We start from the raw sequence: 18,891 nt of genomic DNA on the forward strand, positions 1-18,891 counted from the left end.
ATCCGATGTCTCAGCACGTTACGGGGCGAGGGAGGCCGGTCATGGCAGTCACCGACGAGGCGATCGAGAAGATCAAGGGCATGATCGTCTCCGGCGCGCTGCGCCCCGGCGACCGGCTCCCCAAGGAGAGCGAACTCGCCTCCGAGCTGGGCTTGTCCCGCAACTCCCTGCGGGAGGCCGTGCGCGCCCTGTCGCTGATCCGGATCCTGGACGTACGCCAGGGCGACGGCACGTACGTCACCAGCCTCGACCCGCAGCTCCTCCTGGAGGCGCTGAGCTTCGTCGTCGACTTCCACCGCGACGACACGGTGCTGGAGTTCCTGGCCGTACGCCGCATCCTGGAACCGGCCGCGACGGCGATGGCGGCCCTGCGGATCAGCGAGCAGCAACTGGACGCGCTCTCCGCCCAGTTGGACAAGCTCGGCGACAGCCCGTCGGTGGAGGAGCTGGTCGCCTGCGACCTGGACTTCCATCGGGGGATCGTGCAGAGCTCCGGGAACTCGGTGTTGTGTTCCCTGCTGGACGGCCTGTCCGGGCCGACCACCCGGGCCCGGATCTGGCGCGGGCTGACCCAGGAGGACGCCGTCACCGGCACCCTGCGCGAGCACCGGGCGATCCTGGCGGCGCTGCGCGACCGGGACACCGAGGCGGCGCGTTCCTGGGCAACGGTGCACATCGCAAGCGTCGAGCAGTGGCTGCGGTCGACCCTGTGATGACCACAGGACGCGGGGTGTCCGGGGGTGACGATCGGGGCAGTGATGCGTTCACTCCCCCGTGCAAGGGGGCTGCGGGCGCCCCCGCCGCACGCCGTAAGGTTGGGTGGTCAAGCGAGGGCACGTCGGAAGGAGGCGCTGGGTGATCGAGCTGGAGGGAGTTCCCGAGCTGATCGACCCAGTCATGGTGGCCGCGTTCGAAGGCTGGAACGATGCCGGCGACGCCGCCTCCACCGCGGTCGCGCACCTGGACCGGGAGTGGAAGGGCGAGGTGTTCGCGGCGCTGGACGCCGAGGACTACTACGACTTCCAGGTGAACCGTCCCACGGTGTGGCTGGACGGCGGCGTGCGAAAGATCACGTGGCCCACGACCCGGCTCTCGGTCGTCCGGGTCGGCGGCGACAAGCCGCGCGACCTCGTACTCGTCCGAGGTATAGAACCGTCGATGCGATGGCGCTCGTTCTGCAACGAGATCCTCGGCTTCGCCCACGAGCTGGGCGTGGAACTGGTCGTGATCCTGGGCGCCCTGCTGGGCGACACCCCGCACACCCGTCCGGTTCCGGTCAGCGGCGTCACGTCCGACGCCGACCTGGCGCAGCGGATGGACCTGGAGGAGACCAAGTACGAGGGCCCCACGGGCATCGTCGGCATCCTCCAGGAGGCCTGCACGCACGCGGGCGTACCGGCCGTGTCCCTGTGGGCCGCGGTGCCGCACTACGTCTCGCAGCCGCCGAACCCGAAGGCGACGCTGGCCCTCCTCAACCGTCTGGAGGACCTGATCGACGTCCGCATCCCGCTGGGCGAGCTGCCCGAGGACGCGCGCGCCTGGCAGGTGGGCGTGGACCAGCTGGCCGCGGAGGACAGCGAGGTCGCCGAGTACGTCCAGACGCTGGAGGAGGCCCGGGACACCGCGGAGCTGCCGGAGGCGTCGGGCGATGCGATCGCCCGCGAGTTCGAGCGGTACCTGCGGCGCCGGGACGGCGGACCGGGCGGTCCTGGTGGTCCGGGCGGGCATGCCACGGCCGACGGCAGCGACAGCACGTCGTATCTGAGGGACAACCCCGGCGGTCGTGCGAAGCCGCCGAAGCCCCCGAAGTCGGGGGCGGACGACGAGGACTCGTCATCGGAGGACTGAACAGTGAGGGCGGTGCGCATCGCGCACCGCCCCTTCTGTGATCAGACCTGCTTCACCGCCACCGCGTCGTACTCGGTGTCCGGTGTCGGCTCCACGTCGAAGCGCGGGTCGGTGATGCGGGCGATCGCGGTGCAGCTTCGCCGCGCCGAGGTCGACGGCGCGGGCGACGCCGGTGCGCGGGTCGACCCGCATCAGGCCGCCGCCGTTCGCGAAGGCGCTGACCACGAGCAGGGCGCTGCCGTCGGGGGTGCGCTCGATGCCGTTGGCGGTGAAGTCCGGGCCCTGCTGCCAGTCGCCGGTCAGTGACAGGGTGTCCACGGTGCCGCGGGCCAGCCGGTGGAGCTGCGGCAGCAGCTGAGGGCCGGCCCGTAGCCGACCGTGCGGTCAACAGACGCTTCCACCCCATCACATGCCCCTCGCCTCCGCAGGCTATGGCCGGATTGTGGCGTGACATCTGTTTCAGGACGGATTGCACACGGTACCCAATTCAACTTACTTCAAACCGAGTTGGCCAACACAGGGGTGGACGGGCCGCCGTGGGAGTGCTTGGTTGGGGCCCGAAGGCGCACCCGCACGGACGAAGGGAGCACCCCATGACCGAGCAGGGACAGCCGCCGCAGGGCCCGGGAGCGTCCGGCCCGGGGCCCGACGGATCGGGATTCAGTTATCGAGGAGCCGAGCAGGAACTGGTCGTCGTCGCACGTCCCGAGGCCCGGCTGCGTGCCGGCGCCGAGGGCGTCCGCTCGGCGGCGGGCGCCGACGTGTCGGCCCTCAACATGTTCCTCAGCGACGAACAGCTCTCTTTGGAACCGCTGTTCGGCAGCGAGGAGCGGCTCCAGCAGTCCGCCGCAGCGGGCCCGGAGGACGTGCCCGACCTGGCGCTCTTCTACCGGGTGCGCGGCGGGCAGAACCGCGCCCAGGAGCTGCGGGCCCGGATGGCCGCGCTGCCGGGCGTCGACACGGCGTACGTGAAACCGCGCGCCGTACCCGCCTCCCTCGGGCAGATCGGGGAGGACACCCGGCGGCTGAAGGAAGGGGCGCCGGTCACCCCCGACTTCACCGGCCGTCAGGGGTATCTGCGGCCCGCGCCCGAGGGCATCGAAGCCTACTGGGCCTGGCAGCGGCCCGGCGGCACCGGCCAGGGCGTGACGGTGATCGACGTCGAGGGCGCCTGGCAGCTGGGCCACGAGGACCTGGCCGCCAAGCTCGCCGGCGTGGTCGTCGGCACCCCGCTGACCGACCTCGCCTGGCGCAACCACGGCACCGCCGTGATCGGCGTGATTGGCGGCGACCGGGGTGAGCACGGCGTCACCGGCATCGCGCCGGACGCGCTGACCGCCGCGGCGTCCTTCCAGGACATCGGCACCGCGGCCGCGATCCACGCGGCGGCCGACCGGCTCGCCCCCGGCGACGTCGTGCTGGTCGAGCTGCAGCGGCCCGGACCGCGGTTCGACTTCGAGGAGCGCGACGACCAGCGCGGGTACATCGCGCTGGAGTGGTGGCCGGACGACTTCGCGGCCGTCCGGTACGCGACCGCCAAGGGTGTCCTCGTGGTGGCGGCCGCGGGCAACGGCGGCGAGTCCCTCGACGACGGGGTGTACGAGCGCCGCCCGGACGAGTTCCCCCAGTGGTGGCGGGGCCCGTTCAACCCGTCCAACCAGTCCTCCGGCGCCGTCCTGGTCGGCGCGGGCGCCCCGCCGCCCGGCACGCACGGCCGCGACCACGGCCCGGACCGCTCCCGGCTGGCGTTCTCCAACTACGGCGCCCGCGTGGACGCCCAGGGCTGGGGCCGCGAGGTCACGACCACCGGCGGCTCCTGGGACCGGCCCGGCGACCTGCAGGGCGGGCCCGAGGAGATCGCCTGGTACACGGACACGTTCTCCGGGACCTCCTCCGCCTCCCCGGTGGTGGTCGGCGCGCTGGCGGCGCTGCAGGGCATGCTGAGGGCGGCCGGCCAGCCGCCGATGTCCCCCGAACGCGCCCGTTCCGTGCTGCGGGCCACCGGCTCCCCGCAGCAGGACGCGCCGGACCGGCCCGCCTCCCAGCGGATCGGCAACCGGCCCGACATCAGGGCGGCGGTCACCCGGCTGCTGCCCGAGGCGGTCGGCTCGGGCCGGGCCGAACGGTACTGGGACGAACTGCTGCCGTACCCGCGCGAACTCCCGCCCAGGCTCCGGCTGTTCGTGGCCGGCGGCTGGCGCAGCCTCAACCACCCGTCCCCCGAGATCCGCCAGGCGGTGCACACCGCCTTCGCGGGGGGACGGCCGGACGTCCGGGTCTGGTTCTCGGACGACGAGATCGTCGGCCTCGTCATCGCAGGCTGACGGTTCCTCATTCCACCCATGGAAGGTGGCACTCGCATGAGCATCAACCCGCAGATGAGTCAGCAAGGACAGCAGGGTCAGCAGGGTCAGCAGGGTCAGCAGCAAGGGCAGTTCCCGAGCACCTCGCCGTACCAGCAGCAGAACCAGCCGTTCGGCATGGGCGGCGGCATGGGCGGCGGCATGGGCGGCGGCACGCTCGAGCAGCTCCAGCAGCTCGGCCAGCAGCAGCCGTTCCAGCAGTTGCTGCAGCAGCTCGCCCAGACTCAGCTCGGTCAGACCCAGTTCGGCCAGGGGCAGCAGGAGCAGCAGTCACGGCAGGCCGAGCAGCAGATGCAACAGCAGTTGCAGCAGCTCGCGCAGACCGTGGTCCAGCAGGTGATCCAGCAGGTCCAGGCGCAGTCCCTCGCCTCCGGTGTGGCGGGCGGCTTCATCGACGTCGTCCACCCGCTGCAGGGCCAGCCCCAGCAGATCTTCCTGCGCATCGACGGCCAGTTCCGGGTCTTCAACAATCCGACCCCGCAGATCCACCAGCAGATCCAGGAGGCCTTCGCCTTCGGCCACCAGGTGATCGGTGTCTGGGACACCCAGTCGCCGAACGTCCTGCGGAGCGTGCGGATCCAGCGGATCTGACCGGCTCCTGAAGAGACCCACCCGGAAGAACGGGAGGGGCGCTTCCCCCACGGGGAGGAAGCGCCCCTCTCTTGTGCCCTGCTCTCGTGCTCTTGTGCCCTGCTCTCGTGTCCTGCGGCGCTACAACGCCACGCCCAGCAGCGCGTCCACCGCACGCGACACCACACCCGGCGCGCCTTCGTCCGTTCCGCCCCGCTCGCTCTGGAGCGTCACCCACCGGTCCACGGCGGCCAGCGCGGCCGGCGCGTTCAGGTCGGCGGCGAGGGCCTCCCGGATCTCCTCGACGAGCGCCTCGGCGGGCGGACCGTCGGGCCGGGAGACGGCGGCACGCCAGCGGCCGAGCCGGTCGAGGGCGTCCTGGAGGACCTGGTCGGTCCACTCCCAGTCGGCCCGGTAGTGATGGGCGAGCAGCGCGAGCCGGATGCCGGCGGGGTCGACGCCCTCGCGCCTGAGCTGCGAGACGAAGACCAGGTTCCCCTTGGACTTGGACATCTTCTCGCCGTGCAGCGCGACCATGCCGGCGTGGACGTACGCCTTGGCCATGGGGAACTCGCCGGTCAGCACCTGGGCGTGCGAGGCGCCCATCTCGTGGTGCGGGAAGGCGAGGTCGGAGCCGCCGCCCTGGACGTCGAAGCCCATCCCGAGGTGGTCGAGGGCGATGGCGACGCACTCGATGTGCCAGCCGGGCCGGCCGCGCCCGAGCGAGGCGCCGTCCCAGCTGGGCTCGCCCTCGCGCGCGGCCATCCACAGCATCGGGTCGAGCGGGTTCTTCTTGCCAGGCCGGTCGGGGTCGCCCCCGCGCTCGGCGGACAACAGCCGCATGGCGGCGGCGTCGAGGCCCGAGACCTTGCCGAAGTTCGGGTCGGACCCGACGGAGAAGTAGGTGTCCCCCTCGAGTTCGTAGGCGGCACCCGCGTCCCGCAGCCGCTCGACGAGCGGCACGATGCCGGGTATCGCCTCGACCGCGCCGATGTACTGCCGCGGGGGCAGCATCCGCAGGGCGGTCATGTCCTCGCGGAAGAGGGCCGTCTCCTTCTCGGCGAGGGCGGCCCAGTCGATGCCGTCGCGCTCCGCCCGCTCGAGCAGCGGATCGTCGATGTCGGTGACGTTCTGGACGTAGTGAACCTGCCGCTTGGTGTCGAGCCACACGCGCTGGACAAGGTCGAACGCGTTGTAGGTCGCCGCGTGACCCAGGTGGGTCGCGTCGTACGGCGTGATGCCGCAGACGTAGATACGGGCGACGGGACCGGGGTCGAGGAGGACCGAACCGCCGGTCGCGGTGTCGTGGATCCTCAGGTCGCGGCCCTGACCAGGCAGGGCGGGGACCTCGGAAGCGGGCCAGGCATGCATGTCATGAGCCTAACCGGACGGATGTTCCGTATACGAACCGGACCGGGCCGGATGGCCGGTAAGGCGTTCTTGCGCGTTACGGGCCATTGTGCAGCTATACCGGCGGCCAGGGAATGGCCGGCCACTCCCCGCTCGGCTCCGGATGCTTCCCCGACGCCAGCAGCGCGTCCACACGCGCGCGCGTGGCGTCGAGTTCCACGGCTGTGATCAGGGGAGCCAGCGTGGTGGCGAGGGTCCCGCCCTGCCCCAGCGCCTCCTTGAGACCTTTGAGGACGTCGACCGCCTCACCGGTCAGCGGCTCCCCGGCCCAGCCCCACAGCAGCGTCCGCAACTTGTTCTCGGCGTTGAAGGTGACCCCGTGGTCGATGCCGTACAGCCGGTCCCCGGCGGCGGGCAGGAGGTGGCCGCCCTTGCGGTCCGCGTTGTTGATCACGGCGTCCAGCACGGCGAGCCGGCGCAACCGCTCGTCGTCGGCGTGCACGAGCAGCGCGGTCCGTCCCTCCCCGACCTCGGCGAAGCCGATCGCCTTCCAGCCGGGCTCCGGCTCCTGAGCGTCCACGAGCGCGAGCAGCTCGGCCCCGGGTGTCACCTCGATCCACAGCTGGCACATGCCCTCGCCGTACGGCCCGTCCCGCAGCACGGTGTGCGGTACGAGCCCCCAGCCGGTCGCCTCGGAGACCTCGTACGCGGCGACCTCACGCTGGGCGAGGGTCCCGTCGGGGAAGTCCCACAGGGGCTGCTCGCCGGCGACCGGCTTGTAGATGCAGGCGGCCTCCTGCCCGTCGCGCGTGACCGTGCAGTAGAGCGCCGCGTTGGACGCCTCACGGATGCGGCCGCGCACGGTGAGCTCGCCCTCGGCGAGGAGTTCGGCAGGTGTCGCCCCGGTCGTCACGCTCCGCGGCGGTATCCGTTCTGGCGCGGACATACGTGTCCTTCCGGGTCGAGCGGGAGGCTGCACAGCGGACACGGCGGCCGCCCGGCGTTGACGACGTCCAGGGCCCGCTTGGCGAACGCTCTCGCCTGCGCGCCGGTGAGCCGGACCCGCAGCATCGGGGGGCCGTTCTCCTCGTCCTGGAGGAGACGCTCCTCGGCCTCGGCGAGGTCCTCCTCGGAGTCGGCGTCGAGCTCCACGAGGGCCTGCGCCTCGACGATCATGCGCTGTTCCTCGCCGTCCCAGGCGAGGGCCATGGTGCCGACCCGGAACTCCTCCTCGACGGGGGTGTCGAGGGGGCGGGTGTCGGCGACTTCGGTGGGTACCACCGCCGGGACGGCGGCGCTGCCGCCACTACGGCGTACGACCTCGTCCAGCAGTTCGTCCATGCGCTCGGCGAGCGCGGCCACCTGGGTCTTCTCCAGGGCCACGCTGGTCACCCGGGGGCCGGCCGTGGCCTGGAGGAAGAACGTACGGCGTCCGGGCAGTCCGACCGTACCGGCCACGAAGCGCTCCGGGGGGTCGTAGAGGAACACCTGACGGGACACGTCCTGTCTCCATTGAAATCGTGGGTGTGAACCGCTTCACCCTACTGCGCCCGACGATCACGGTGCGCCCGCACCACCCCCGACGGTGGCCTCGTCGGCCGGAGGCTCCTCGCGCGGCGCCAGGGACCGGAAATCGCCGGTGTCGCCGAGGCGGACGAGAAACGGCCTCAGGCGGGTGTAACGGATCGCGGTGATGGAACACGGTTCAACGGAAATCCGCTGGAAGAGGTCGAGATGAAGTCCGAGTGCGTCCGCCACCAACGACTTGATGATGTCGCCGTGGGAGCACATGAGGTACACGGCGTCCCCGCCGTGGTCGCGCTCCACGCGCGCGTTCCACTCGCGCACCGCTTCGGCGGCGCGGGTCTGCATCGACCGCATCGACTCCCCACCGGGGAAGGCGGCCGCCGACGGGTGCGCCTGCACGACCTCCATCAGCGGCTCGTCCGCGAGTTCGGCGAGCTTGCGGCCGGACCAGTCGCCGTAGTGGCACTCCCCGATCCGCTCGTCGGTGTGCGCGGCGAGGCCGGGGCGGGCGTCGAGCAGCGGCCGGATCGTCTCCTGGCAGCGCTGCAGCGGGCTGCTGACGACCTCGGAGATCGGCAGCTCGGCGAGCCGCCCGGGCAGCGCGGCGGCCTGCGCGGCGCCACGCTCGTCGAGGGCGACACCGGGCGTCCAGCCGGCGAGCAGTCCCTCGGTGTTGGCGGTGGAACGTCCGTGCCGGACGAGGATCAACGTGGGCATGCGGCCCAGCGTAGGCGTACGCCCGAGTGCGAGGGCCCGGGGGCCGAAGGAGAATGCGCCGCGTGATCGTCGACTGTGCCATTTACCGGGACGGACGCCGCACGGAGGGCCCCGAGGATCTGTCCGACGCCCTGGCCGAGGCCCGGTCGGCGCACGGCTTCGTCTGGATCGGTCTGCACGAGCCGTCCGAGAAGGAGTTCGAGCACGTCACCCAGGAGTTCGGCCTGCACCCGCTGGCGGTCGAGGACGCCCTGAAGGCTCACCAGCGGCCCAAGCTGGAGGTCTACGACGACTCGCTGTTCCTGGTCCTCAAGCCGGTCGTGTACGAGCCGGACAGCGATGCCGTGTCCACCGGCGAGGTCATGCTCTTCCTCGGCGACTCGTTCGTGGTGACCGTCCGGCACGGCGAGGGCTCCCCGCTGGGCGCCGTACGGCATCGCATGGAGCAGGAGCCCGAGCTGCTCGGCAAGGGCCCCACCGCCGTGATGTACGCGGTCGCCGACGCCGTCGTCGACCACTACCTGGACGTGGCGACCGAATTGCAGACCGACCTGGAGGAGCTGGAGACGGAGGTGTTCTCGCCCGACGGCGGCGGCTCGCGCCACACCGCGTCCCGGATCTACACGTTCAAGCGCCAGATCCTCGAGTTCCGCCGGGCGAGCGGCCCGCTCGCGCTGCCGCTGACCCGCCTCGCGGGCGTGGGGCAGTTCGGCGGGACGGTGCCCTTCGTGAACGACAAGGCGCAGCCCTTCTTCCGTGACGTCAGCGACCACCTCACGCGCGTGAACGAGTCCGTGGAGGGCCTGGACCGGCTGGTCTCGGACGTCCTGTCCGCGCATCTGGCGCAGATGAGCGTCCGGCAGAACGACGACATGCGGAAGATCTCCGCATGGGCGGCCATGGCCGCGATTCCCACGATGATCGCGGGGATCTACGGCATGAACTTCGAGCACATGCCGGAGCTGCGCTGGGTGTGGGCGTATCCGGCGGTGATCGGGCTGATGGCCGCCCTGGAGGTGCTGCTGTACCGGCTGTTCAAGAGCCGGGGGTGGATGTAGCGGGCCCGGTTCAGGCGAACTCGGGGGCCGAGGTCGCGGGGCCGCCCAGGGCGTTTCGGCGTTCCGGCATCGTCAGGGACACCATCCGGCGCCAGCCCGCCACGCGTTCGTACGCGTACACCGCGTGGATGCCCGCCGCGAGCACCGCCGACTTCGTCCTCGGCCAGCCGAGGATGCGGCCCATGTGGGACATGACGGCGAGGCTGACGTCCCGGTAGATGCGGATCTCCGCGAGCGCGCTCTCCCGCAGTGTCCGCTGGATCGCGCGGCCGTGCCCGGCGGCCGCGAAGCGCAGGAGCTCCTCGTGGCAGTAGGCGAGGTGGTCGTCCTCGTCGTGGGAGATCATCCTGACCGCGCGGCCGAGGTCGGGATGGTCGGCGAAGTGCTTGCGCAGCAGGTCCATCTGCTCCGAGGCGCGCTGCTCGGTGACCCTGCTGTGGGCGAGGTAGGTGACGATGTCCTGCACGGTCAGCGGCTCGTCGCTCTTCAGCTTCTCGTGGGCGAGTCCGATGCCGTGCTTCTCGAGAAGCATCGTGTAGTCGGTCTCGGGCGGGACGGGGACGGCTTCGAGACCGCGTTTCTTCATCAGGGCGTTGAAGATCCGCCCGTGCTTGTCCTCGTCCGCTCCGTGCCGGGTGATCTTGGGGGCCAGTTCGCGCTCGCTCGCGGGGACGAGCGCCGCGATACGGGTGTTCTCCCAGCCGCCCTGCGACTCCCCGCTCGCCGCGATGGAGCAGAACAGCCGGTAGGACTCGTCGTTGTCGAGGATCTCCTGGAACAGACTCTTGGCCGAAAGCATCGTCAGCACCTCTCCGCAGGGCTCTCCGCAGGTTCCGCAAAGAACGAGTCAAATGCGGCGAGAGGGGTGCTGCAACAGCTGTGTCGGACAACTCCGCCAAAAGGAGGACCTCCGGGGTCGCTCCTGGGGCGTAACCGGGAGGGTCCGGGCGCGTTGTTCCGCGTGACGGCCGTGGCGGGGAAGACCCCCGAGCCCCCACCACGGCCGCGGAAACCTCCGGTGGTCGAACCGGCTGCTCCTACCTACGCGAGGCCGGCTCGCTCCAGGGCCTCGGTGCCCGCGCGCAGGGACGCGATCCGCTCGTCGAGGGTGAAGCCCGCCGGGGCGAGGGTGAGGGTGGTGACTCCGACCGCGGCGTACGCCTGCATCCGGTCCGCGATGCGGTCGACCGAGCCCAGCAGTGTCGTCCGGTCGATCAAGTCGTGCGGAATCGCGGCGGCCGCGCCCTGCTTGTCGCCGGACAGGTACTTGTCCTGGATCTCGGCGGCCTCCTGCTCGTAGCCCATGCGCCGGGCGAGCTGGTTGTAGAAGTTCTGCTTGCTGCTGCCCATGCCGCCGACGTACAGCGCGGTGTACGGGCGGAAGGTGTCGGCGAGGGTGGTCACGTCCTTGTCCTCGCCCACGGCGAGGGGCACGGTCGGGCAGACGTCGAAGCCGTCGAGGGTCTTGCCGGCCTTCTCGCGTCCCGCGCGCAGGTACTTGATCGCCGTGTCCTCGAGGTGGTCGGCCGAGGGGAAGATCAGCAGCGCGCCGTCCGCGATCTCGCCGGTCTGTTCGAGGTTCTTCGGGCCGATGGCGGCGATGTACAGCGGGATGTGCTCGCGCTCCGGGTGCACGGTGAGCTTGAGGGGCTTGCCGGGGCCGCCGGGCAGGGGCAGCGTCCAGTGCTCGCCCTCGAACGACAGCCGCTCGCGGGTCATCGCCTTCCGTACGATCTCGACGTACTCGCGGGTGCGGGACAGCGGCTTGTCGAACTTGACGCCGTACCAGCCCTCCGAGACCTGCGGGCCCGAGACGCCGAGGCCGAGGCGGAAGCGACCGCCGGAGAGCGAGTCGAGGGTGGCGGCGGTCATCGCGGTCATCGCCGGCTGGCGGGCCGGGATCTGGAAGATGGCCGAGCCCACGTCGATGCGCTCGGTCTTCGCGGCGACCCAGCTGAGTACGGTGGCCGCGTCCGAGCCGTAGGCCTCGGCGGCCCAGCAGACGGCGTATCCGAGCCGGTCGGCCTCCTGGGCGACGGCCAGATTGTCCGCGTCCATGCCGGCACCCCAGTAGCCGAGGTTGATCCCGAGCTGCATGCCGAATCCCCTTACCGATCAGTAACGTCCCTTGTCGGGAGACCTTAGCGTGCGGGCGGGTGCGGGTGCGTGGGGGTGCGTCCCGGCCGAGCCCTCAGGGGCGCCCGGATCAACGCCCGTGTCCTCGGCGGAAACTGGTTATCCACAGGCCCCCACGCGACAGGTTCTGGCCAGTAATCTCGGCGTTCATGGAGCAGAGGCATCTCGGCCGCACCGGCCTGCGTGTGTCCCGGATCGGGCTCGGCACTCTCACGTGGGGCCGGGACACCGACGAGCACGACGCCGCGGACCTCTTGAAGACGTTCTGGGAAGCGGGTGGGAGCCTCGTCGACACGGCGGACGTGTACGGCGACGGGGAGGCGGAGTACCTGCTCGGACGTCTCATAGAAGGCCTCGTGCCGCGCCGGGACCTGGTCATCTCGACGAAGGCCGGCAGCGTGCCGGATCCCGACCGCCGGTTCGACGGCTCGCGCGGGCATCTGCTCTCCGCGCTGGACGCCTCGCTGGCCCGGCTCGGCACGGACTACGTCGACGTGTGGCACATCCACGCCTTCGACCCGGACACCCCGCTGGAGGAGACCCTCCAGGCGCTCGACCTGGCGGTCAGCAGCGGACGGGCCCGGTATGCCGGGGTCTCCAACTTCTGTGGCTGGCAGCTCGCCAAGGCCGCGACCTGGCAGATCTCCGCGCCGGGCACGCGGACCCGGCTGGCGAGCACGCAGCTGGAGTACTCGCTGCTCCAGCGCGGCGTCGAGCGCGAGGTGCTGCCGGCCGCCCTGGACCTGGGCATCGGCATGCTGCCCTCGTCGCCGCTCGGCCGGGGCGTACTCACCGGCAAGTACCGGCACTCCACACCGGCCGACTCGCGGGGCGCCTCGGAGCATCTGGCGCCGTTCGTCGCGCCGTACCTCGACGACACGGCGAGCCGCATCGTGGACGCCGTGACGACGGCGGCGGACGGGCTCGCGGTGACCCCGATACAGGTGGCCCTGGCATGGGTGCGCGACCGGCCGGGCGTGGCCGCGCCGATCGTCGGCGCGCGCAACGCGCAGCAGCTCACGGCGGCATTGTCAGTGGAGGCCCTTAGTCTTCCTGACGAGATCTGCCGGGCGCTCGACGATGTGTCGGCGCCCGTGCACCGCTATCCCGATCACGACTGGAGCACGCTGTGAGCACGGAGCCGGAGCCCGCTGAGGACGCAGAGGCCACAGAGGTCGCCGAGCCCAGGACGCCGGGCGCCGCGGCGGAGGGCACCGCCCCCGAGGCAGCTGTCCCCGAGGCCGCGACCGGCGAGGGCGACGCCGAAGAGGCGAAGAAGCTGTCCGAGGCCGAGGCCGAGCTGGCCGCCCAGCGGCTGGAGCGGGAGCGGATCGAGAGGCGGAAGGCCGAGAAGCAGGGGCAGCCCATTCCCGCCGGGACCAAGCTCAGCGGGAAGGCCGCGGACCTCCTGGCGGCCGTACGGGCGGTGGAGAGCGGCGAGAAACCCGCGGCCGCCGTCTTCAGCGAGCCCGAACCCGCACCGCGCCGCGCCGCGCCGCAGCCGAGGCAGCAGCCGGTGTCGGCCGGCCCGGTGGTCGCGTCCGCGGCCCCCGCGCCGGAGAACGTCGAGTCCGTCACTCGGGTGCTGGCCGAGGGCGGTGCACCTGACGCGCTCGCGCCGCAGGTCGCCGCGGCCCTCGGCGAGGGTGCCGACGAGCAGTTGCGGGCGGACCCCTGGCAGTTGCTGCGGGTCGCGGGCGTGCGGCCCGAACAGGCCGACGGGTTCGCGCGGGCACTGCTCGGCGCGGAGTGCGCTCCGGACGACGAGCGGCGCGGCCGTGCGGTCACCGTCTGGCTGCTGGAGCAGGCCGCCCTCGCCGGGCACACCGCCCTGGAGATGCCGGCGCTCACCGCCGCGCTGGCCCAACGGGCCGTGCCGGATCCGGATGCGGCCGTGCAGGACACGATCGCCGAGGGCGACGCCCTGGTCTTCCAGGATGCCCTGGACGAGCCCGGGGCGCCGGCCCAGCGGGAGCCGGAGGCTGAGGGGGAGGCGGAGGCGGAGGGGGACGAGGAGGTCGAGGAGCGCCCGGTGCGTGTCCTCGTCGGTCTGGAGCGGTACGCCCTCGCGGAGGAGAGCCTCGCCGACGGCCTGGCCCGGCTGGTCAACTCGGTGCCGAAGGAGGATGGTTCGGCCGCGGACTGGGAGCGGGCCGCCGCCTCGGCCGAGGGCTCCGCCGCCGAGCTGATCCGGGCGGTCGCGGGCCACGGTCTGGTCCTGCACACGGGTGGCGAGGCCTCCCTGGCCGAGCCGGCCCTGCTGCTGGGCGCGGCCCGTGGGCTAGGGCTGCGTGCCTGGGCCGCCGCGCACGGCCCGGTCGGCCGCGACCGCTTCGCGGCGCAGGTCGCCCGTGCCGACGTACCGGAAGCCGATGAGCCCGCTGTCGCCACCGTCGCCGGGCTGCTGTCCGGTGCCGAAGGGCCCGGCCGGGACGCCGACGGGGCGCTGGACCTCGACCTGCTCGTGGTGCTCGACGCGCCGCAGCTGGACGTCGAGACGGCGGCACTCCTCACCGAGTCGCTGGCGGACGGCGCCCGGCTGGTGCTGGCCGGGGACCCGGCGGTGCTGTGGTCCGTGGGTCCCGGGCGGGTGTTCGCGGATCTGCTGGCCGCGCGGATCTGCCCGCAGATCGCCTCCCGGCGCCCGGACCCGGGTCCGCTGGGCGAGCTGGTGTCCGGCATCGGCATCGGCGAGCTCAACCAGGTCGAGACCCCCGGCAAGGAGGTCGTGATCGTCCCGGTGCGGGACGCGGGCGAGGCCGTGCACCGGACCGTGCAGCTCGTCGCGGACTCGGTGCCCCGGGCGATCGGGGTGCCCGCCGAGGAGACGCAGGTGATCATGCCGGGTCACGGCGGCGCGGTCGGCACCCGGGCGCTGAACGTGGTCCTCAAGGAGCGGCTCAACCCCGGCCCCGGCCGGTTCGGCGGCTTCGACCCCGGCGACCGGATCGCCTACTCCCCCGCGCCGGGCCGTACGCTGCCGGGCCGTGTGGTCAAGGCCGACGCCGACGGGCTGCACCTGTCGTGCGCCGGCGAGGCCGTCGTCGTACCGCAGGAGCGGGTGGAGCAGTCCGTGCGGCACGGGTGGGCACTGACCGCGCACCAGGCGGTGGGTTCGCGGTGGCCCGCGGTGGTCGTGGTGCTGCCCGGCGACGCCGTGCAGGCGCTCAGCCGGCCCTGGGTGTACACGGCGTTCGGGCGGGCGGACCGCCATCTGTCCGTGGTCCACGGCGTGGACCAGGCACTGGCCCGTGCCGTGGCCGAGATCCCGGCGAAGCCGCGCACGACCCGCCTGCCCGCGCTGCTCGCTCCGCAGATCCCGACGGCCGGCTGACCGGGCGGCTCCCCACATGAGGACGGCGGCGGTCCCGGAGAGCCTGCATGGCCTCCGGGACCGCCGCCGCGGTCACAGCCGGTGCGCGGTGCGGGTCAGCTCACCGATCCGCGTCCAGCCGCTCCAGGTCCTCGTCCTCCGCGTCGTCCACGTCCGCGTCGAGGTCGTCCGCGAGTTCCCCGGCCGCGTCGTCGATCTCTGGCACGTCAGCGTCGTCAGCGTCATCCTCGTCGTCGATGTCGTCCACGTCCTCGTCGAAGACCGCGCTGACGTCGAAGCGGCACACCACCCGCTGCGGATCGATCTGCTCGAACGGTGCCTCCAGCCACTCCCCGGGCTCCGCCGTCTCGTCCGCCGCCGTCACCCAGAGCGTGGAGTCGCCCTCCTCCAGGCCGAACTCCTTGTGCCGGGAGGCGATCTCGTCCGCCTCGAACTCGCCGAACAGGATGCCGAGCGCCCCGTGCACCGTGCTCGAGGCCTCCCCGCTCTCGTCGTAGTCCGCCGCCTCGACCCGCTGGGCCTGCGCCAGCAGCCGCTGGGGCTCCACCACGGCGTAGTCGCGGCGGATCAGCACGCTGAGGGCGTTCGGCTCCTCAGGGCCGACGTACGGGGGCAGTGAGTCTTCCGCGCCGGGGATCTCGAAGGGCGTGACCTCGTCATAGCGGTCGTAAAGGAGCTCGTCGTACGCCTCCGCGGCCGCGGCCAGCTCGTTGAACGCCTCGTATACGGCCGGGTCGTCCTCCCCGGACCGGCGTTCGACCGCGGCCAGGTGGCGGTCGAGCGCGGTCTTGACCGCCTCGGCGGCGGCGCGTACCTCGGCAGCGGTGGGCTGCGCAGCATCAGACATAGTGCAGACGCTATCCGTACCGGGCCCCAGACCGCACAATAGATGCGATGCCGGAATACGAATTTGTCGACGTGTACGTACCGCGCGGGGTTTCCCGCAAGGACGCGACACGCCTGCTGACGGACCATGCCGAGTACGGACACTGGGAGTTGGACCGCCTGAGCCTGCTGCGCGACGGCAGCCGCAGGGTGCGGCTGCGCCGACGGATCATCCGCCAGGTCCGCGCCACGTGGTGATCTGAGGCGACAAAAACGGAGCGGGCCCCACCGAGGCAGAGCCCGCTCCGTAGCGCGCACCGCGGGGGAGATTCGCGGTGACGTGACTTGCTTGCCCCGGTTTATGCCGAGGCGCGCGCCTTGCGGTAGAGCATCGCTCCCGCCAGCAACGCCCCCGCGCCCACGGGGAGCGCGAGACCCATCGGCAGGTCACTGCCGGTGTGCGCGAGCTGTGCGGCCGCTCGCGGCTGGGTGACCGACTGGGCACCCGGCTGGTTGGGGTGCGAGCCGACCGGCGTCTCGACGCCCGGGCCGGGCGTCGGCGTGTTCGGGGCGCCGGGGCGGCCCGGCTCCACCGGGTTGCCGGGGTTGCCCGGCTGCTCGGGGCTGCCGGGCGGCGTCTCCTGACCGCCCTCCTCAGGCTCGGTCCCGCCGGAACCGCCCTCGTTCGCACAGTCGTTGCCCGTGGTGGAGTTGCCGATCCCGATGACGTCGACGCTGTTGCCGCAGACGTTCACCGGTGCGTCGATCGGCGCCTCGACGTGGTTGCCGGAGCCGACGCCCGACGAGCCGCCGGTGTGCCCGCCCGCCTCCGAGCTCCCGGAGCCGGAGTCGCCGAACCCACCGGACGAACCGCTGCCACCACCGCTCTTGACGCCGGTGTTGACGCACTTGTTGCCCATCGCCGGGTTGAGGAGCCCGATGACGTTGACCGTGTTGCCGCAGACGTTGACCGGCGCGTTCACCGGAGCCTGCACCGAGTTGCCCGACAGCACGCCGGGCGAGTTCGCGCTCGATCCGCTCGCGCCCGAGTCCGCGTGCGCCGCACCGCCGGTGGCGGCGATCACGCCGGTGGCGGCAGCCACGGTCATCAGGCCTTTGCGGGTGACCTGTCGCATTGCTGAATCCCTGCCTTCGAACTTGTCCCGAATTCCCGAATTTCGCATTCCCGACGGCCGGGTTCCCGGTGCTCAAGTTCTCGAAGTCCGGGTTCCGGCATTCGAGTTCCGACGTTCGGGTTCTCGCCGTTCGAAAAGAATCGTTCCGAAAGGCCGGTCGGCCCCGGAGCGCATGGCGCGCGCTCGGGGGCCGACCGGCTCAGGCCCTCACGGGGCGAGGCACAACGTCAGTTGTTGATGCAGGTGTTGCCGAAGGCGGGGTTCAGCAGCCCGATCACGGAGACCGTGTTGCCGCAGGCGTTCACCGGGATGTGGACCGGAGCCTGGACGACGTTGCCGGAAAGGACACCCGGGGAGTGCATGGCCGCACCCTGGGCGCCCGAGTCGGCGACGGCCATGCCCGCGCCCGCGAGAACGAGACCACCAGTGGCAGCGGCAGCAGCGACGATCTTCTTGATCATTATTTTCTCCTTGTTGGCAATGCGATCGCAAGTAGCTGATCGCATCACCAGTAACGAGGAGGGAGTAATGGAGCTACCAGCTTATCGTCGCATTCACTCTTCCCAGTAGGTTCCGTACGTTCGAGCGAATACTGAAGTGTCGTTTCACTGAGGCAATTCAGGACGCATCGATGAACCGGTCGAGCACCCGCACGCCGAACTGCAGCCCGTCCACCGGCACCCGCTCGTCGACACCGTGGAACATCCCGGCGAAGTCCAGCTCCGGCGGCAGCTTGAGCGGGGCGAAGCCGAAGCCCCGGATGCCGAGGTCGTCGAAGGACTTGGCGTCGGTCCCGCCGGAGAGCATGTAGGGGATCGCCTTGGCGGCCGGGTCCTCGGCGACCAGCGCGGACTGCATGGCCGCCACCAGCGCCCCGTCGAAGGTGGTCTCGACGGCCTTGTCGGCGTGCACGTCCTCGCGCCGCACGTTCGGCCCGAGGATCCGGTCGAGGTCGGCGAGGAACTCCTCCTCGTGCCCCGGCAGGAACCGCCCGTCCACGTGCGCGGTGGCCTCGCCCGGGATGACGTTGACCTTGTAACCGGCGCCCAGCTGGGTGGGGTTGGCCGTGTTCCGCAGGGTGGCGCCGATCAGCTTGGCGATGCCCCCGAGCCGGACGAGGGTCGACTCCATGTCCTCCGGGTCGAGCTCGAGGCCCAGCGCATCGCCGAGTTCGTCGAGGAAGGCCCGGGTGGTCTTGGTGACCCGTACCGGGAAGGTGTGCCGGCCGAGCCGCGCGACGGCCTCCGACAGCTCGGTGATGGCGTTGTCCCGGTGGATCATCGACCCGTGGCCCGCCGTGCCGGCGACGGTCAGCTTCATCCAGTGCATGCCCTTCTCGGCCGTCTGGATCAGATAGAGCCGCCGCTCCTCACTCACGGTGAACGAGAACCCGCCCACCTCACTGATCGCCTCGGTGACGCCCTCGAAGAGATCGGGGTGGTTCTTGACGAGGTGCTTGGCGCCGTACGTGCCACCCGCCTCCTCGTCCGCGAGGAACGCCAGGACGATGTCCCGGGGCGGCTTGCGCCCGCTGCGCAGCCGGTCCCGGACGACCGCGAGGGTCATCGCGTCCATGTCCTTCATGTCGACGGCGCCACGGCCCCACACGCACCCGTCCGCGACCTCGCCGGAGAAGGGGTGGTGGGTCCAGTCGCTCGCGTTGGCCGGTACGACGTCGGTGTGGCCGTGGATGAGCAGCGCGGGCCGGGTCGGGTCCGCGCCCTCGATGCGGGCCACGGTGGACGCGCGGCCCGGATGCGACTCGAAGATCCGCGGTTCGAGCCCCACCTCGGCGAGCTTCTCGGCGACGTACTCGGCCGCCTTGCGCTCCCCGGGGCCCGAGTGGTCGCCGTAGTTGCTGGTGTCGATCTGGATCAGCTCGCGGCAGAGGTCCACGACCTCGTCCTCGCCGGTGACGCTCCTGGCCGTGTCCGTCTCGCTCACGCTGCTTCCTCCCGGGCCGTCGCTGCTGGTGGTCCCCCTCATCCTCCCTCTCCTGCCGCTCACCCCCAAGGCCGGTCCCGCCC

The 18,891-nt window shown here is 71.7% G+C and carries 19 protein-coding genes; 9 read left to right on the plus strand and 10 right to left on the minus strand.

Going from position 1 to position 18,891, the window contains the following annotated elements:
- Positions 1–41: 41 nt before the first annotated feature.
- From QFZ76_RS11540 to QFZ76_RS11560, 5 genes are all read left to right on the plus strand, one after another.
- Positions 42–713 (plus strand): FadR/GntR family transcriptional regulator, encoded by a 672-nt coding sequence (locus QFZ76_RS11540; protein ID WP_307673622.1) that lies wholly within the window; start codon positions 42–44, stop codon positions 711–713.
- A gap of 142 nt (positions 714–855) precedes the next feature.
- Complete coding sequence (locus QFZ76_RS11545; RefSeq protein ID WP_307673623.1) at positions 856–1,848, plus strand: PAC2 family protein; 993 nt, start codon at positions 856–858, stop codon at positions 1,846–1,848.
- A 12-nt stretch (positions 1,849–1,860) separates the two neighbouring features.
- Entirely contained in the window at positions 1,861–2,154 is a 294-nt protein-coding gene (locus QFZ76_RS51710; protein ID WP_373464285.1) for a hypothetical protein, read from the plus strand.
- 287 nt (positions 2,155–2,441) lie between these two features.
- Positions 2,442–4,172 carry a S8 family peptidase gene (locus QFZ76_RS11555; protein ID WP_307673624.1) on the plus strand — a complete coding sequence of 577 codons (1,731 nt, stop codon included), beginning with the start codon at positions 2,442–2,444 and terminating at the stop codon, positions 4,170–4,172.
- A gap of 36 nt (positions 4,173–4,208) precedes the next feature.
- Entirely contained in the window at positions 4,209–4,802 is a 594-nt protein-coding gene (locus QFZ76_RS11560) for a hypothetical protein (RefSeq protein ID WP_307673625.1), read from the plus strand.
- Between the two features lie 120 nt (positions 4,803–4,922).
- Here the strand turns inward: QFZ76_RS11560 and mshC are convergent, their stop codons facing one another.
- The 4 genes from mshC to QFZ76_RS11580 all read right to left on the minus strand — a co-directional run bounded on the left by mshC (position 4,923) and on the right by QFZ76_RS11580 (position 8,375).
- A complete protein-coding gene (gene mshC, locus QFZ76_RS11565; RefSeq protein WP_307673626.1) occupies positions 4,923–6,152 on the minus strand; it encodes a cysteine--1-D-myo-inosityl 2-amino-2-deoxy-alpha-D-glucopyranoside ligase in 1,230 nt (409 codons plus the stop codon).
- A 94-nt stretch (positions 6,153–6,246) separates the two neighbouring features.
- Complete coding sequence (locus tag QFZ76_RS11570; RefSeq protein ID WP_307673627.1) at positions 6,247–7,077, minus strand: SCO1664 family protein; 831 nt, start codon at positions 7,075–7,077, stop codon at positions 6,247–6,249.
- Positions 7,041–7,631 (minus strand): DUF3090 domain-containing protein, encoded by a 591-nt coding sequence (locus tag QFZ76_RS11575; RefSeq protein WP_266442492.1) that lies wholly within the window; start codon positions 7,629–7,631, stop codon positions 7,041–7,043. The genes QFZ76_RS11570 and QFZ76_RS11575 overlap by 37 nt, the downstream gene beginning before the upstream one ends.
- Positions 7,632–7,688: 57 nt before the next feature.
- Entirely contained in the window at positions 7,689–8,375 is a 687-nt protein-coding gene (locus QFZ76_RS11580) for a histidine phosphatase family protein (RefSeq protein WP_307673628.1), read from the minus strand.
- A gap of 62 nt (positions 8,376–8,437) precedes the next feature.
- On the opposite strand from QFZ76_RS11580, the gene QFZ76_RS11585 reads away from it, so the two are divergent.
- Positions 8,438–9,433, plus strand: coding sequence for a magnesium and cobalt transport protein CorA (locus QFZ76_RS11585; protein ID WP_307673629.1), 996 nt, complete (start codon positions 8,438–8,440; stop codon positions 9,431–9,433).
- 10 nt (positions 9,434–9,443) lie between these two features.
- Here QFZ76_RS11585 and QFZ76_RS11590 read toward each other — a convergent pair whose 3' ends face one another.
- Complete coding sequence (locus QFZ76_RS11590; protein ID WP_307673630.1) at positions 9,444–10,232, minus strand: ferritin-like domain-containing protein; 789 nt, start codon at positions 10,230–10,232, stop codon at positions 9,444–9,446.
- A gap of 242 nt (positions 10,233–10,474) precedes the next feature.
- Positions 10,475–11,530: an LLM class F420-dependent oxidoreductase gene (locus QFZ76_RS11595; protein ID WP_307673631.1), complete on the minus strand. Its 1,056-nt coding sequence runs from the start codon at positions 11,528–11,530 to the stop codon at positions 10,475–10,477.
- A gap of 188 nt (positions 11,531–11,718) precedes the next feature.
- Here QFZ76_RS11595 and QFZ76_RS11600 point away from each other — a divergent pair, with 188 nt between their 5' ends.
- Both QFZ76_RS11600 and QFZ76_RS11605 read left to right on the plus strand, forming a co-directional pair.
- The gene (locus QFZ76_RS11600) at positions 11,719–12,702 is read left to right on the plus strand and encodes an aldo/keto reductase (protein ID WP_266442481.1); all 984 of its coding nucleotides are present in this window, start codon (positions 11,719–11,721) and stop codon (positions 12,700–12,702) included.
- Positions 12,699–14,903: a helix-hairpin-helix domain-containing protein gene (locus tag QFZ76_RS11605; RefSeq protein WP_307673632.1), complete on the plus strand. Its 2,205-nt coding sequence runs from the start codon at positions 12,699–12,701 to the stop codon at positions 14,901–14,903. The genes QFZ76_RS11600 and QFZ76_RS11605 overlap by 4 nt, the downstream gene beginning before the upstream one ends.
- A gap of 100 nt (positions 14,904–15,003) precedes the next feature.
- Here QFZ76_RS11605 and QFZ76_RS11610 read toward each other — a convergent pair whose 3' ends face one another.
- Complete coding sequence (locus tag QFZ76_RS11610) at positions 15,004–15,750, minus strand: hypothetical protein (protein WP_307673633.1); 747 nt, start codon at positions 15,748–15,750, stop codon at positions 15,004–15,006.
- Positions 15,751–15,797: 47 nt separating this feature from the next.
- Between QFZ76_RS11610 and QFZ76_RS11615 the strand changes: the two genes are divergently transcribed.
- Entirely contained in the window at positions 15,798–15,986 is a 189-nt protein-coding gene (locus QFZ76_RS11615; protein ID WP_005485166.1) for a DUF5703 family protein, read from the plus strand.
- A gap of 101 nt (positions 15,987–16,087) precedes the next feature.
- Here the strand turns inward: QFZ76_RS11615 and QFZ76_RS11620 are convergent, their stop codons facing one another.
- From QFZ76_RS11620 to QFZ76_RS11630, 3 genes are all read right to left on the minus strand, one after another.
- Complete coding sequence (locus QFZ76_RS11620; protein WP_307673634.1) at positions 16,088–16,864, minus strand: chaplin family protein; 777 nt, start codon at positions 16,862–16,864, stop codon at positions 16,088–16,090.
- Positions 16,865–17,091: 227 nt separating this feature from the next.
- Positions 17,092–17,325 (minus strand): chaplin ChpH, encoded by a 234-nt coding sequence (chpH, locus tag QFZ76_RS11625; protein ID WP_307673635.1) that lies wholly within the window; start codon positions 17,323–17,325, stop codon positions 17,092–17,094.
- A gap of 157 nt (positions 17,326–17,482) precedes the next feature.
- Positions 17,483–18,808, minus strand: coding sequence for a M20/M25/M40 family metallo-hydrolase (locus tag QFZ76_RS11630; RefSeq protein WP_307673636.1), 1,326 nt, complete (start codon positions 18,806–18,808; stop codon positions 17,483–17,485).
- Positions 18,809–18,891: the final 83 nt, after the last annotated feature.

Origin of the sequence: Streptomyces sp. V4I2 (assembly GCF_030817655.1) — a bacterium.
GTDB lineage: Bacteria > Actinomycetota > Actinomycetes > Streptomycetales > Streptomycetaceae > Streptomyces > Streptomyces plumbiresistens.